The organism is Pseudomonas sp. R1-18, from assembly GCF_051132095.1.
Taxonomy (GTDB): Bacteria; Pseudomonadota; Gammaproteobacteria; order Pseudomonadales; family Pseudomonadaceae; genus Aquipseudomonas.
The window spans coordinates 3,044,991-3,059,552 of sequence record NZ_CP071658.1; the positions used below are offsets into that span (position 1 = coordinate 3,044,991).

12 protein-coding genes are annotated in these 14,562 nt (G+C 59.7%); 5 read left to right on the top strand and 7 right to left on the bottom strand.

Annotated features, from left to right (window positions below):
• Nucleotides 1–4: 4 nt before the first annotated feature.
• From crcB to J3P77_RS14015, 4 genes are all read right to left on the bottom strand, one after another.
• Nucleotides 5–379 carry a fluoride efflux transporter CrcB gene (gene crcB / locus J3P77_RS14000; RefSeq protein WP_434677211.1) on the bottom strand — a complete coding sequence of 125 codons (375 nt, stop codon included), beginning with the start codon at nt 377–379 and terminating at the stop codon, nt 5–7.
• The gene (locus J3P77_RS14005; protein ID WP_434677212.1) at nt 379–1,701 is read right to left on the bottom strand and encodes a replication-associated recombination protein A; all 1,323 of its coding nucleotides are present in this window, start codon (nt 1,699–1,701) and stop codon (nt 379–381) included. The genes crcB and J3P77_RS14005 overlap by 1 nt, the downstream gene beginning before the upstream one ends.
• Before the next feature lie 20 nt (nt 1,702–1,721).
• Complete coding sequence (gene lolA, locus J3P77_RS14010) at nt 1,722–2,345, bottom strand: outer membrane lipoprotein chaperone LolA (RefSeq protein ID WP_434677213.1); 624 nt, start codon at nt 2,343–2,345, stop codon at nt 1,722–1,724.
• 70 nt (nt 2,346–2,415) lie between these two features.
• Nucleotides 2,416–4,884 (bottom strand): DNA translocase FtsK, encoded by a 2,469-nt coding sequence (locus J3P77_RS14015; RefSeq protein WP_434677214.1) that lies wholly within the window; start codon nt 4,882–4,884, stop codon nt 2,416–2,418.
• 502 nt (nt 4,885–5,386) lie between these two features.
• Between J3P77_RS14015 and aat the strand changes: the two genes are divergently transcribed.
• The 3 genes from aat to infA all read left to right on the top strand — a co-directional run bounded on the left by aat (nt 5,387) and on the right by infA (nt 7,151).
• Nucleotides 5,387–6,097: a leucyl/phenylalanyl-tRNA--protein transferase gene (aat, locus tag J3P77_RS14020; protein WP_434677215.1), complete on the top strand. Its 711-nt coding sequence runs from the start codon at nt 5,387–5,389 to the stop codon at nt 6,095–6,097.
• A gap of 26 nt (nt 6,098–6,123) precedes the next feature.
• Entirely contained in the window at nt 6,124–6,831 is a 708-nt protein-coding gene (locus tag J3P77_RS14025) for an arginyltransferase (protein ID WP_434677216.1), read from the top strand.
• Between the two features lie 101 nt (nt 6,832–6,932).
• Nucleotides 6,933–7,151 carry a translation initiation factor IF-1 gene (infA, locus tag J3P77_RS14030; protein WP_002553999.1) on the top strand — a complete coding sequence of 73 codons (219 nt, stop codon included), beginning with the start codon at nt 6,933–6,935 and terminating at the stop codon, nt 7,149–7,151.
• A 133-nt stretch (nt 7,152–7,284) separates the two neighbouring features.
• On the opposite strand, the gene clpA is transcribed toward infA, so the two are convergent.
• Nucleotides 7,285–9,558, bottom strand: a complete 2,274-nt coding sequence (gene clpA, locus J3P77_RS14035) for an ATP-dependent Clp protease ATP-binding subunit ClpA (RefSeq protein WP_434677217.1) — start codon at nt 9,556–9,558, stop codon at nt 7,285–7,287.
• Nucleotides 9,559–9,588: 30 nt separating this feature from the next.
• Complete coding sequence (clpS, locus tag J3P77_RS14040; RefSeq protein ID WP_434677218.1) at nt 9,589–9,951, bottom strand: ATP-dependent Clp protease adapter ClpS; 363 nt, start codon at nt 9,949–9,951, stop codon at nt 9,589–9,591.
• Between the two features lie 225 nt (nt 9,952–10,176).
• On the opposite strand from clpS, the gene cspD reads away from it, so the two are divergent.
• Complete coding sequence (gene cspD, locus J3P77_RS14045) at nt 10,177–10,446, top strand: cold shock domain-containing protein CspD (protein WP_434677219.1); 270 nt, start codon at nt 10,177–10,179, stop codon at nt 10,444–10,446.
• Nucleotides 10,447–10,529: 83 nt separating this feature from the next.
• On the opposite strand, the gene icd is transcribed toward cspD, so the two are convergent.
• Complete coding sequence (gene icd / locus J3P77_RS14050; RefSeq protein ID WP_434677220.1) at nt 10,530–11,786, bottom strand: NADP-dependent isocitrate dehydrogenase; 1,257 nt, start codon at nt 11,784–11,786, stop codon at nt 10,530–10,532.
• A 432-nt stretch (nt 11,787–12,218) separates the two neighbouring features.
• Here icd and J3P77_RS14055 point away from each other — a divergent pair, with 432 nt between their 5' ends.
• The gene (locus J3P77_RS14055; RefSeq protein WP_434677221.1) at nt 12,219–14,444 is read left to right on the top strand and encodes an NADP-dependent isocitrate dehydrogenase; all 2,226 of its coding nucleotides are present in this window, start codon (nt 12,219–12,221) and stop codon (nt 14,442–14,444) included.
• The last annotated feature ends 118 nt before the right edge of the window (nt 14,445–14,562 follow it).

Consider the following 14,562-nt stretch of genomic DNA (forward strand, 5'->3'; position numbering starts at 1 on the left):
TCTATCAAAGTCTGGTCAGGGACAGGCCAACCCAGGTGGCGAGCAGCCCGCCGAACACGCTGATGCCGGCATAACCGAGTGCCAGCGGCACCTGCCCGCTTTCCAGCAGGCGCAACGTGTCCAGTGAAAAGGATGAAAAGGTCGTCAGACCGCCTACAAAGCCGACGATCAGGCCGGCGCGAATTTCGACGGGCACTTCCGGGCGCATGAGGAACAGTCCATACAGCGCACCGATTATCAGGCAACCGACGATGTTGACCGCCAGTGTCGCGGTGTAGAAGTGCCGCGGCCAGTTGGCGCTGACCCAGTTGCCGGCTGCAAAGCGCAATAATGTACCAGCGATACCGGCAACCGACACCGCAAGAATGGTTTGAATCACTACTTTCTCCGCTTTCTGGGGCTGGCCTGGTCCAGCGCGGACAGGTGTTTGAGCTTTTCACCGATCTTCAGCTCCAGGCCTCGCGGCACAGGCTGATAATACTGGCGCGGTTCCAGTTCTTCGGGAAAGTAGTCTTCGCCCGCCGCATAGGCGTCCGGCTCGTCATGGGCATAACGATATTCTTCGCCGTAGCCCAGCTGTTTCATCAGTTTGGTCGGCGCATTGCGCAGATGCAGCGGCACCTCCAGCGAGCCGTGCTCGCCGGCCTCGCGCATGGCGGCCTTGAACGCGGTATAAACGGCGTTGCTCTTGGGCGCGCAGGCCAGATAGACGATGGCCTGGGCCACCGCCAGCTCACCTTCGGGACTGCCCAGCCGCTCCTGCACATCCCACGCCGACATGCACAGGGGCAAGGCGCGCGGGTCAGCGTTGCCGATGTCTTCGCTGGCCATGCGCACCACACGACGCGCCAGGTAAAGCGGGTCGCAGCCGCCATCGATCATGCGCGCGAACCAGTACAACGCGGCATCGGGGCTGGAGCCGCGAATCGATTTGTGCAGCGCGGATATCTGGTCGTAGAAGGCTTCGCCACCCTTGTCGAAGCGACGGCGTGTATCGCCCAGCAGGCTTTGCAGCAGCTGGACGTCGATCTCGCTGCCGTCCTCGGCAAGGTCGGAAGCGTTTTCGAGCAGATTGAGCATCCGTCGGCCATCACCGTCGGCGGCGGACATGAGAATCGCAAAGCCCTCGTCGCTCAGCGTCAGATGGCGCTGACCCAATCCGCGGTCCTCGGTCAACGCGCGCTGCACCAGCTTGCGCAGGGCCGCTTCGTCCAGGCTCTTGAGCACGTAGACGCGCGCCCTGGAGAGCAAGGCGTTGTTGAGTTCGAACGACGGATTCTCGGTGGTGGCGCCGATGAAAATCAGCGTGCCATCTTCGACATAGGGCAGGAACGCATCCTGCTGCGACTTGTTGAAACGATGCACTTCGTCGACGAACAGGATAGTGCGTCGGCCGTATTGCCCGGCCTGTTGCTTGGCGATTTCCACCGCCTGACGGATCTCTTTGACGCCGGCGAGGACCGCTGAAACCGTCTCGAAATGCGCGTCGGAAACCTTGGCCAGCAATCTGGCCAGAGTCGTCTTGCCGACGCCGGGCGGCCCCCAGAAGATCATGGAATGCAACGCGCCCTGCTCCAGTGCTTCACGCAAAGGTTTACCGTGAGCGAGCACGTGCTCCTGACCGACATACTCGTCCAGGTTGGTCGCACGCAAGCGTGCGGCCAGCGGCTGAGCTATCGGTTCACGGCTAAACAGGTCCATGGTTCAGGGTCGAGCCTTCTTCACTCTTGGATGACATCAGCGCCTTTCGGAATCTGGAACTGAAACTTGCTGGCGGCGATCGGTTCGTTGGCTTTGACACCGGTGAACAGAATATTGGTACGCTGGCCGACACTGTCGATCAGCTGCATATCGTTGATCACGCCGTTGCGGAACGACAGACGCAGGCTGTCGAACAGCGTGTCCTTGGTCTTGGGCTTGAGCACGAAGTCGATCACGCCGCCGGCTTCCTTGGCGCTGATATCGAAGCTCTCGCTGATTTTCGACACGTCGCCGGACAACAACAAGGCCGGCGTCTGAGTCAGGCGCTGATCGAGAGTCTTGATGGTGACCTGCTCCAGGTCAGGGTCCCACAGGGAAACCTTCTTGCCATCGGAAACCATCAGTTGCTCCTGCGGCGCGTCGGTGTGCCAGTTGAACAGGCCCGGACGCTGCAGCGCCATCTCGCCCGAAGTCTCCTGCAGCTGCGTGCCACCGCCATCCAGCGTCAGCTGGGAAAAACGCGCGGTCAGTGTCCGGGACGTTTCCAGCAACTGGGTCAGGCGAGCCACGTCCTTGCTGTCAGCATGGGCCGGGATCGCGGAGAAGGTCAGTGCGGTTGCCAGTAACATGCGGATAAGACGCATGGGAGTCCTCATTGAATTCGGTGATGTTGCGACAGCGCGGATTGCGCGCTGCCAACGCGGTGGAGCTTCATCAGTCGCGCATCGGGCCAGGTGCGAGCACCTCGCGCGAGCCATTGGTGTTCATCGCCGTGACAACGCCGGCCATTTCCATGGCTTCGATCATGCGCGCGGCGCGGTTGTAGCCGATCTTGAGCTTGCGCTGGACGGCCGAGATCGACGCCCGACGACTTTCCAGCACGAACTTGACGGCTTCATCGTAGAGCGCGTCGCTCTCACTGTCTTCGCCGCCTTCGCCGCTGCCGCCTTCGAAGCCGCTACCGGCCTCTTCCACTCCGGCCAGAATATCGTCGTTGTAGTTGGGCGTCCCGCGCATTTTCCAGGCTTCCACCACGCGATGGACTTCTTCGTCGGAAACGAATGCGCCGTGCACGCGAATCGGCAGGCTGGTGCCGGGCGGCATGTAGAGCATGTCACCATGACCCAGCAGCTGCTCGGCGCCGCCCTGGTCGATGATGGTCCGGGAGTCGATCTTGCTCGACACCTGGAACGCCATTCGCGTCGGGATGTTGGCCTTGATCAGACCCGTGATCACGTCAACCGAGGGGCGCTGGGTAGCCAGAATCAGGTGAATACCCGCCGCCCGCGCCTTCTGGGCGATACGGGCGATCAGTTCTTCGACCTTCTTGCCGACAATCATCATCATGTCCGCGAACTCATCCACCACCACGACAATGGTCGGCAGCGTACTCAGCAACGGCGCCTCGTCGTGGATGCTTTCACGGCGATACATCGGGTCGGAGATCGGATTGCCCTCTTCTTCGGCGTCCTTGATCTTGCGGTTGAAGCCGGCCAGGTTGCGCACACCCATCGCGGCCATCAGCTTGTAGCGCCGCTCCATCTCGGCAACGCTCCAGCGCAGGGCGTTGGCCGCGTCCTTCATGTCGGTAACCACCGGACACAGCAGATGCGGAATGCCCTCGTAGATGGACAGTTCGAGCATCTTGGGGTCGATCATGATCAGCTTGGCGTCCTCGGGACCCGACTTGAACAGGATCGACAGGATCATGGCGTTGACGCCCACCGACTTACCGGAACCGGTAGTACCCGCTACCAGCAGGTGCGGCATCTTCGCAAGATCGGTAATAACCGGACGACCGCCAATGTCATGCCCGAGCGCCAGGGTGACCGGCGATTTGAAGTTGTCGTATTCAGGCGAGGAAAGCACCTCGGAGAACCGCACGATCTGGCGGTCTTCGTTGGGAATCTCGATACCGACGGTGGTCTTGCCCGGGATGACCTCGACCACCCGCACGCTGGTCACGGCCAGCGAGCGCGCAAGGTCCTTGGCCAGGTTGGCGATACGACTGACCTTCACGCCCGCGGCCGGCTGGATCTCGTAACGGGTGATGACCGGGCCTGGGTGGATGGAGTCCACCGACACCTCGACGCCGAATTCCTTGAGCTTGATCTCCAGCAGATTGCCTACCGCCGCCAAGGATTCTGGTGAATAGTTGAGCTGTTTCTTTTCCGCCGGATCGAGAATCGAGATCGGCGGCAGTGTGCCTTCGACGGCGCTGTCGATGAACTGCGACGGCGGATTCTCCTTCGCAACGCGCCTGGCCGGCTCGGGGGCTTTGGCCAGCGCGGGAGCCGGGGCTGGCGGAATGACCGCGGGCATGGGCTTGCCCGGTGCTGCCGACGGAGCTGGAGCTGCCGGCGCGGCAGGCGCTGGCACTGCGGCTGGCGCCGACGAGAACGTGAACTCGGGCTCTTCACGATCGGCAAGACGCTGCCTGGCTTTGGCCGGTTCCCGACGCTCCGCGACCAACGGTTTCATGACCTCATCGTCGCGAAGGTCCGCCGCGCGCAACTGCGCGACCATCTGCTTGCGCTCGGAACGCGCCACCCACCAGCGATGGGCCGCGCCCTGGAACAGCTCGAACAGGTCCAGCGTGATCTTCCCGGTCACATCCATGACCTTGAACCACGACAGATCGGTGAACACCGTCAACCCGAACAGAAACAGCGCGATGAACAACAGCGTACTACCCTGAATGTTCAGGGCCCGCTTGGCGAGATCACCCAGCACTTCGCCCAGCACGCCGCCGGCCGAACCGGGGAAACCTGCAGTGAAGTGGAAATGGATATGGGCGAGGGCCGCGCCGGCCAGCACCAGAAATACCAGGCCGATCAGCCGCCAGGAGAACAGCCAGCCGCTCCATTGCCACGGCTCATGCCGCTGGCGGAAGACTTGCCAGGCCTTGATGCCCAGCAGCAACGGGAAGATATAGGCGAAATAGCCCAGGACCATGAACAGGATGTCCGCGCAGAACGCGCCTGCCCGGCCTGCGGCGTTCTGGACCTGCGGAGCGCTGCTGGTGTGGCTCCAGCCGGGATCGCTCTGGTCATAGGTCAACAACGCCATGATCAGGTACAGGCACAGGGCACCGAAGGCAATCAGTGCGCCTTCCTTGAGCCGGTAGTGCAATTGCTGCCGCCATAGCGGAACAGCGCTGGGTGCTGGAGTAGATTTCTTCAAAACGCTTTATTTCCTGCGCTGAGCGCGAACATCTCACTGATTAACTATGAACCACCGTCAAATGACATCGACTTCCCGGTTGAAAAATGGGAAGACTGACACGCTGGATGCCGGTTTGACGGATGAACTGAATAATACCGCGCAAAGTGGCCATTGTACGGTTTTGTAACCCTCCGGGTCTGTACGAAAAGTCGCCGCTGCCGTTGGATGCCTCGCGCGAACATGTTTCCTACCGAGCCTGCGTCGAACAGTTGTGTAGCATACGCTCAAGCATTACAGACGGCTTACAATTTGAGCACGCATTCTCTTTCGTGACAAAGGCTTATGACGTGAATCTACACACCCTGCGAAGTGCCGCCCTTGCGCTGCCCCTGACCTTGCCACCCGTAACGTGCCGCGGAACAGGCTTGCGCCTCGCGGCGACCGCTTGTGACCTCGTTTGCCCGGCAGAGTTGCACGCCGCGCCGCAGGCCGCCCTCCCCTGCCGCAGAGGAGCGACGCCATGCTGACGTGGTTGCAACGCGACAGTCTGAACTTCCCGCCCCTCGACAAGGCGCTGCGAGAACCGAACGGCCTGCTGGCCGCAGGCGGCGATCTGTCCGCCGACCGCCTGATCCAGGCGTACCGCCATGGCTGCTTTCCATGGTTTCAGGATGGCCAGCCCATTCTCTGGTGGTCGCCAGACCCGCGCACCGTGCTGCTGCCGGATCGGCTGCATGTTTCGCGGAGCCTGGCCAAAGTCATGCGCCAGGAACGCTATCGCGTCACCTTCGATCAAGACTTCGCCGCGGTGATCCGCGCCTGCGCTGCGCCGCGCAGCTACGCCAACGAAACCTGGATCACCGGCAGCATGCAGGACGCCTATCTGGAGCTGCACCGGCGCGGTCATGCGCACAGTGTGGAGGTCTGGGCGCAGGACGAACTGGTCGGCGGCCTTTACGGACTGGCAATGGGCAGGCTGTTTTTCGGCGAATCAATGTTCAGCCGCGCCGACAACGCGTCAAAGGTCGGCTTCGCAACACTGGTCCAGCATCTCCAGGCCTGGGGATTTGTCCTTATCGATTGCCAGATGCCCACCGACCATCTGCACAGCCTCGGCGCGCATTCGATTCCACGCTCGGAGTTCGCTCACTATCTGCAGACCTGTCTGGATCAGGTGAATTACGCCGACTGGTTGCCTAGGCGAGCCGGGCAGGCTGGCATACACTCTTAACCAGGATTCTGATAAAGGGGGCGATCATGACGGAGCTGGCGCGGCTTAAGTTTTATGCCACTCAACCCCATACGTGCAGCTACCTGCCTGAAGAGCAGGCGACCACTCTGTTCCTGGACCCCAGCCAACCGATGGATGTCCAGGTCTATGCCGATCTGTCGGACATGGGCTTTCGCCGCAGCGGAGACCATCTTTACCGACCCCACTGCCAGAACTGCAGCGCCTGCGTACCGGCGCGCATTCCGGTCAATCTGTTTGTGCCGGACCGTCAGCAGAAACGCATCTTCAAGCGCAACGCCGATGTGACGGTCCGCAGCATGAAGCCAGTATTCACCGAAGAATACTTCGATCTCTATCAGCGCTACATTCAGCATCGGCACGCCGACGGAGACATGTTCCCGCCCAGCCGCGACCAGTTCTCCACCTTCCTCGTCCGCGACCTGCCGTTTTCGCGTTTCTACGAGTTTCGCGTCGAAGGCCGGTTGCTGGCCGTGGCTGTGACCGACCTGCTGCCCAACGGGCTGTCAGCGGTTTATACCTTCTACGAGCCAGAAGAGGAGCGCCGCAGCCTGGGCCGCTACGCCATCCTCTGGCAGATCGCCGAAGCCGCTCGTCTGCACCTGCATGCGGTTTATCTGGGCTACTGGATAAAGAACTGCAAAAAGATGAATTACAAGACGCAATATCGGCCTATCGAGCTGTTAACCAACCAAAGATGGGTCACTCTGTACTGAAGCCCTTGGCTTGAATGGGTTTTTTCGGGCACAATGCACGCCGCTTTTGCCTGGCGCCACTTGCACCGGGCCACTCATTTGTATACCGAGGGCTTTACTGCATGTCGAAAGAAGACAGCTTCGAAATGGAAGGCACTGTCGTCGACACCCTGCCCAACACCATGTTTCGTGTGGAGTTGGAAAACGGGCACGTCGTAACCGCGCATATCTCCGGCAAGATGCGCAAGAACTACATCCGTATTCTGACCGGCGACAAGGTGCGTGTTGAGCTGACGCCCTATGACTTGAGCAAAGGGCGTATCACCTACCGCGCTCGTTAAGCAAGTATCAACAAAAACGCCCGGCAGCTGCCGGGCGTTTTTGTGTGCCTGTCTGTTTTAACGTGAGTGCGATACCGCACCTGTAGACCCGCCCCGCCCCGCGCCCTGACGAGCGCGGAGCCGGACCGGCCCGTCAGGCCATTTCTGCCGTCGTCTCGAAATCGAACGTGATTTCGCCATCCTTGACGTCGACATGAACGATGCCACCATGCTCGGACAGTTCGCCGAAGAGAATCTCTTCCGCCAGCGGACGCTTGATCTTGTCCTGAATCAGGCGCGCCATCGGGCGGGCACCCATTGCCGCGTCGTAACCAGCTTCCGCCAGCCAGCTTCTGGTCGCGTCCGACACTTCGAGCAGAACGCGCTTGTCTTCCAGCTGCGCCTGGAGCTCGGTGAGGAACTTGTCCACCACGCTCTTGATGACTTCGTGGCTGAGGCGACCGAACTGAATGATGGTATCCAGACGGTTGCGGAACTCCGGCGTAAAGCTCTTCTTGATGACTTCCATCGCATCGGAAGAGTGATCCTGATGCGTGAAGCCGATCGAAGCCCGCGCCGCGGTTTCCGCGCCAGCGTTGGTGGTCATGATCACGATCACGTTGCGGAAATCCGCCTTGCGGCCGTTGTTATCGGTGAGCGTACCGTGGTCCATGACCTGCAACAGCAGGTTGAAGACTTCCGGATGCGCCTTCTCGATCTCATCGAGCAGCAATACGCAATGCGGCTGACGCGTGATGGCCTCGGTCAGCAGGCCGCCCTGGTCGAAGCCGACATAGCCTGGAGGCGCACCGATCAGACGCGAAACGGTATGGCGCTCCATGTATTCGGACATGTCGAAGCGAATCAGCTCCACGCCCAGTGCCTTGGCCAGCTGACGCGCCGCCTCGGTTTTGCCGACACCGGTCGGACCTGCGAACAGGAACGAGCCAACAGGCTTGTCGGGCGACTTGAGGCCGGCACGGGACAGTTTGATCGCAGTCGACAGGGAATCGATTGCCGCATCCTGACCAAACACGGTCAGCTTCAGGTCGCGCTCCAGATTACGCAGCAGCTCCTTGTCGGAACTGTTGACGTGCTTTGGAGGAATACGCGCGATCTTGGCGACGATGTCCTCAACCTGAGGCACCTCGATACGCTTGACGCGCTGCTCTACTGGTTGCAGACGCTGGTAGGCGCCGGCCTCGTCTATCACGTCAATCGCCTTGTCAGGCATGTGACGATCGTTGATGTAGCGCGACGCAAGTTCTGCCGCGGCGCGCAACGCTTCATCGCTGTACTCGATGCTGTGATGTTGCTCGAAACGACCTTTCAGCCCGCGCAGGATACCAATAGTGTCCTCGACCGAAGGCTCGGAGACGTCCACTTTCTGGAAGCGACGCGCCAGAGCGCGGTCCTTCTCGAAAATGCCGCGAAACTCCTGGAACGTTGTCGAGCCGATGCAGCGGATATCACCCGAAGACAACAGCGGCTTGAGCAGGTTTGACGCATCCATGACTCCGCCGGATGCAGCACCGGCACCAATAATCGTATGGATCTCATCGATGAACAGAATGGCATGCGGACGTTTGCGCAGTTCGTTGAGCAGAGCCTTGAAGCGCTTCTCGAAATCGCCGCGGTATTTGGTTCCGGCCAGCAGCGCCCCGAGGTCGAGCGAGTAGACGACACTGTTGGCCAGCAGGTCCGGCACCTGATTATCGACGATCCGCTTGGCCAGGCCTTCGGCGATGGCAGTCTTGCCGACGCCGGCCTCACCGACCAGCAGCGGGTTGTTCTTGCGACGACGAGCGAGGATCTGAGCCACGCGCTCCACTTCGTTTTCGCGGCCGACCAGTGGATCGATGCGCCCCTGGCGCGCGAGTTCGTTCAGATTGCTGGCATAGGCATCCAGAGGATTGCCTGAGGAGGATGCCTCACCGCCCTCGTCGTCCTGCATATCTTGCTCACCTTCGGAAGAGTGATCGCCATGCCCCGGAACCTTGGAGATTCCATGGGCGATGTAGTTGACGACATCAATTCGGGCAACGCTCTGCTGCTTGAGCAGGAAGACAGCCTGACTCTCCTGTTCACTGAAAATCGCGACCAGCACATTGGCACCGGTGACTTCACGCTTGCCGGAGCTTTGTACGTGGAAGACCGCACGTTGCAGCACGCGCTGGAACCCGAGCGTCGGCTGGGTTTCGCGATCCTCATCATGCACGGGGATCAGCGGTGTGGTGGAGTCGATGAACTCCTGCAGATCATGCTTGAGCTTATCGAGGTTGGCGCCGCAGGCACGCAAGACAGTGGCTGCAGCCTCATTGTCCAATAGAGCCAGCAGAAGATGTTCGACCGTCATGAACTCATGACGCTTCGAGCGCGCTTCCTTGAAGGCTAGATTGAGGGTGACTTCGAGCTCACGGTTTAACATAGCTTCACCTCATACCCAAGTGGCCGGCGTTTAACCGTCCTTCTCGATCTCACAGAGTAGTGGATGCTGGCTCTCCCTGGCGTATTGGTTGACCTGCATTGCCTTGGTCTCGGCGATGTCGCGGGTAAACAATCCACACACTGCCCGTCCCTCTGTATGGACGGCCAGCATGACCTTGGTGGCCAGCTCACGATTCAGGTTAAAAAACACTTCGAGCACTTCGACAACGAAGTCCATCGGCGTGTAGTCATCGTTGAATAAAACCACCTTGTACATCGGTGGCGCCTGCAGGGTCGGCTTGGCGTCCTGCACTGCGATGCCAGCCGAGTCGTCCTCGTGTGACTCCGGACCATCCTGATTGAATGTTAGTCGAATCTTGCTAATTGGTTGCATGGAAAGAGATGTTCGTTCAAGGGGCGGATTGAGCAATCGATCACGGACGTCACATTTTGAAAAATGGTCTGCCACATGACCTTGACTATCAGCTAAACGGTGTTACAAACAATAGAGCCCACATTGGGTAAAAAGGGTCCGCGCAGTCAACCAAAATTTTTTTTCGGTCAGGCGGATTGAGGTGGATGATACTCCAGACGGAGTCCTTTGCAGAGGGATATGGCTATGCTCAGTGGTAAAGTCAAGTGGTTCAATAATGCAAAAGGCTATGGATTCATCCTGGCCGATGGCAGGGATGAAGATCTGTTCGCGCATTATTCGGCGATCAACATGGATGGTTACAAAACTCTCAAAGCAGGCCAGCCGGTCAACTTCGAGATCATCCAGGGGCCCAAAGGGTTGCACGCAGTCAATATCTCTCCCGCCACCGTCAGCGTTGGCGCCGCAGCAGATGCTTCAAATCCGACCTATAAAGCTTCGAATGTGCCAGCCTGAGGCGAGCCACCACAAACGCCAGCCATAGAGAAAAACGACCAACCCGGGGCTTCCCGGGTTGGTCGTTAGGGGGCCTCGCGTTTCTACATGTGCTTGATCAGCGCATCCCCGAAGGCCGATGAAGACAGCAATGTCGCTCCCTCCATCAAACGCTCGAAATCATAAGTCACAGTTTTGGCCGAAATCGCGCCGTTAGTGCCTTTGATGATCAGGTCGGCGGCCTCTGTCCACCCCATGTGCCGCAGCATCATTTCCGCAGACAAAATCAAAGACCCCGGATTGACCTGGTCCTTGCCCGCATACTTGGGTGCCGTGCCATGGGTCGCCTCGAACATTGCCACGGTGTCGGAGAGATTCGCGCCCGGCGCGATACCAATCCCGCCTACTTCCGCCGCCAGCGCATCGGACAGGTAATCGCCGTTCAGGTTGAGGGTAGCGATCACATCATATTCAGCCGGGCGCAGCAGAATCTGCTGCAGCATGGCATCGGCAATCGCGTCCTTGACCACCACGTCCCTGCCGGTTCTGGGGTTCTTGAACTGCATCCATGGACCACCGTCGAGCAAGGTCGCACCGAACTCCTCGGCGGCGATTTCATATGCCCACTCCTTGAAGGCGCCTTCGGTGAATTTCATGATGTTGCCTTTATGAACAATGGTCAGTGATTCCCGATCATTGTCGACCACATACTGCAACGCCTTGCGCGCCAGCCGCCGCGTGCCTTCCCTTGAAACCGGCTTGACGCCAATGCCGCAGTCCTGGTCGAAGCGGATTTTGGTCACACCCATTTCTTCCTGCAGAAAACGTATGACTTTCATGGCCTCCGCAGAACCCGCCTTCCATTCGATTCCGGCATAGATGTCTTCGGAGTTTTCGCGAAAGATCGTCATGTCCACGTCCCCCGGCTTCTTGACGGGGCTGGGCACGCCTTCGAACCAGCGGACCGGGCGCAGGCAGACGTACAGGTCCAGCTGTTGGCGAAGGGCAACGTTGAGAGAACGGATGCCGCCGCCCACTGGCGTGGTCAACGGCCCCTTGATCGAGACCACGTAATCCTTGACGGCTTCGAGCGTCTCTTCGGGTAGCCAGGTGTCCTGGTCATAGACCTGCGTGGCCTTCTCTCCGGCATAGACCTCCATCCAGGAAATCTGGCGCTTGCCGTCGTAAGCCTTACTGACGGCGGCATCCACCACCTTGATCATGACAGGCGTGATGTCGACCCCGATGCCGTCTCCTTCGATGAAGGGAATGATCGGGTTGTCGGGCACATTCAGGGAGTGATCGGCGTTGACAGTGATCTTCTCGCCGGCGGCGGGTATTGTTATTTTCTGGTATCCCATGCTGAACTCCGGTTTGCGTCGGTTGGACAACGTGACAGCTGTTGAGCGTAGTCAGGCTGCCATGCACCCGCAAACCCGCGTCCGCCCGAGTTGATCGGCGCCGGGTGACACCATCCGGGCCCCGCGCAAGGTTCGACCAACGGCCAATGGTTGCGAATCGTTAGCTCGCATAGCATTGATGCCTGGGGCCAAGGGTTTGATATACTCGCGACGTGACCGCAGAGTCATAAAGGCCGAACCGTCTGAAACAGGACTTTCAGCTTTATATATGCGTCGGGGGTCAACCACCCGACTGCGTGACGCTCGACTGATGCACCCAACATCACCGCGAATCAACCTCGACCTAGGCTCATGACGAACCGTGGGCAAGAGTGCATACCCTGCGCGTATCGAGATTTTGTGCATGCTCAGCAAAACAGAGAGTTAATACGAATGTCCAACCGCTCGAAGATCATCTATACCTTCACCGACGAAGCTCCGGCCCTCGCCACCTATTCCTTGCTGCCTATCATCGAAGCCTTCACCGCCTCCTCCGATATCGACGTTGAAACCCGCGATATCTCCCTGGCAGGTCGTGTGCTCTCCAGCTTTCCGGAATCGCTTGGCGCCGAGCAACAAGTGCCGGATCATCTCGCCGAGTTGGGCAAACTGGCCACCACGCCGGAAGCCAACATCATCAAGCTGCCGAACATCAGCGCCTCGGTGCCGCAGCTCAAAGCCACCATCAAAGAGCTCCAGGATCAGGGTTTCAACATCCCCGACTATCCTGAGAACCCTTCGAGCGACGCCGAGAAAGAAACCCGCGCCCGCTACGACAAGGTCAAGGGCAGCGCCGTGAACCCGGTCCTGCGCGAAGGCAACTCGGACCGTCGCGCACCGCTTTCGGTGAAGAACTACGCACGCAAGCATCCGCACAAGATGGGTGCCTGGTCAGCTGACTCCAAGGCCCACGTCGCGCACATGAGCAGCGGCGATTTCTACGGCAGCGAGAAAGCCGCTCTGGTCGAGGCTGACGACAGCGTCAAGATCGAGCTGATCGCACAAGACGGCACCACCACCGTCCTCAAAGAAAAAACCGCAGTCAAGGCCGGCGAAGTCATCGACTGCTCGGTCATGAGCAAGAAGGCGCTGCGCAGCTTCATCGCCGCCGAGATCGAAGACGCCAAAAAACAGGGCGTGCTGTTCTCCGTACACCTCAAAGCCACCATGATGAAGATCTCCGATCCGATCATGTTCGGCCAGATCGTCGAAGAGTTCTATCAGGACGCGCTGACCAAGCACGCCGATACCCTCAAGCAGATCGGCTTCAACCTCAACAACGGCATCGGCGACCTGTACGACCGCATCAGCAGTCTGCCTGCCGACAAGCAGGCGGAAATCAAGGCTGATATCGAAGCTGTTTACGCTACCCGTCCGCAGCTGGCGATGGTCAACTCCGACAAGGGCATCACCAACCTGCACGTGCCAAGCGACGTCATCGTCGACGCGTCGATGCCGGCAATGATCCGCGATTCGGGCAAGATGTGGGGCACTGACGGCCAGCTGCACGACGCCAAGGCCGTGATTCCGGATCGCTGCTACGCCACCATCTATCAGGCGGTCATCGAAGACTGCAAGAAGAATGGCGCCTTCGACCCGACCACCATGGGCAGCGTGCCGAACGTCGGCCTGATGGCCCAGAAAGCCGAAGAGTACGGCTCCCACGACAAGACGTTCCAGATCCAGACTGCAGGCGTTGTTCGGGTGACCGACAGCAAGGGCAATCTGGTCATGGAACAGAACGTCGAAGCCGGCGACATCTGGCGCATGTGCCAGGCCAAGGACGCGCCGATTCAGGACTGGGTGAAACTCGCGGTCAACCGCTCGCGCGCCAGCAACACTCCAGCCATTTTCTGGCTCGACCCCTCCCGCGCCCACGACGCGGTGATGATCGAGAAAGTGCGCAAGTACCTGCGTGACCACGACACTTCGGGTCTGGACATCCAGATTCTGTCGCCGGTGGAAGCCATGAAGCTGACTCTGGAGCGCACCCGCGCCGGCAAGGACACCATCTCGGTGACCGGCAACGTTCTGCGCGACTACCTGACCGACCTGTTCCCGATCATGGAACTGGGCACCAGCGCCAAGATGCTGTCGATCGTACCGCTGATGAACGGCGGCGGCCTGTTCGAAACCGGTGCCGGCGGTTCCGCGCCCAAGCACGTTCAGCAGTTCGTCGAAGAGAACTTCCTGCGCTGGGACTCCCTGGGTGAATTCCTCGCCCTGGCCGCTTCTCTGGAACACCTGGGCAACGCCTACAACAATCCCAAGGCACTGGTTCTGTCCAAAACCCTGGATCAGGCAACCGGCGAGTTCCTGGATCGCAACAAGTCTCCATCGCGCAAGGTCGGCAGCATCGACAACCGCGGCAGCCACTTCTACCTGACCCTGTTCTGGGCTCAGGCGCTGGCTGCGCAGAATGACGATGCCGCTCTCAAGGCGCAGTTCACTCCGCTGGCCAAGACCCTGACCGACAACGAAGAGAAGATCGTTGCCGAGCTCAATGCGGTCCAGGGCAAGCCTGTCGAGATCGGCGGTTACTACTTCGCCAATCCTGAACTGACCAGCAAAGCCATGCGCCCAAGCGCAACCTTGAACGCGGCCATCGCTGCGTTGTAAGAGGCAAACGCGGTCTCACGAACCCCGGCCCTGCGCCGGGGTTCGTGCTTTCAGGCCACGAGAAATTGTCCTCGCTGTTCTGGCACTCTTGCTGTTCTGGCACTATGGACATTCCGCC

Coding starts and splice junctions, on each gene's coding strand:
- J3P77_RS14005 (WP_434677212.1), bottom strand. CDS start 1,701: ATGGACCTGTTTAGCCGTGAACCGATAGCTCAGCCGCTGGCCGCACGC.
- lolA (WP_434677213.1), bottom strand. CDS start 2,345: ATGCGTCTTATCCGCATGTTACTGGCAACCGCACTGACCTTCTCCGCG.
- aat (WP_434677215.1), top strand. CDS start 5,387: ATGCTGACGTGGTTGCAACGCGACAGTCTGAACTTCCCGCCCCTCGAC.
- J3P77_RS14025 (WP_434677216.1), top strand. CDS start 6,124: ATGACGGAGCTGGCGCGGCTTAAGTTTTATGCCACTCAACCCCATACG.
- infA (WP_002553999.1), top strand. CDS start 6,933: ATGTCGAAAGAAGACAGCTTCGAAATGGAAGGCACTGTCGTCGACACC.
- clpA (WP_434677217.1), bottom strand. CDS start 9,558: ATGTTAAACCGTGAGCTCGAAGTCACCCTCAATCTAGCCTTCAAGGAA.
- clpS (WP_434677218.1), bottom strand. CDS start 9,951: ATGCAACCAATTAGCAAGATTCGACTAACATTCAATCAGGATGGTCCG.
- cspD (WP_434677219.1), top strand. CDS start 10,177: ATGCTCAGTGGTAAAGTCAAGTGGTTCAATAATGCAAAAGGCTATGGA.
- icd (WP_434677220.1), bottom strand. CDS start 11,786: ATGGGATACCAGAAAATAACAATACCCGCCGCCGGCGAGAAGATCACT.
- J3P77_RS14055 (WP_434677221.1), top strand. CDS start 12,219: ATGTCCAACCGCTCGAAGATCATCTATACCTTCACCGACGAAGCTCCG.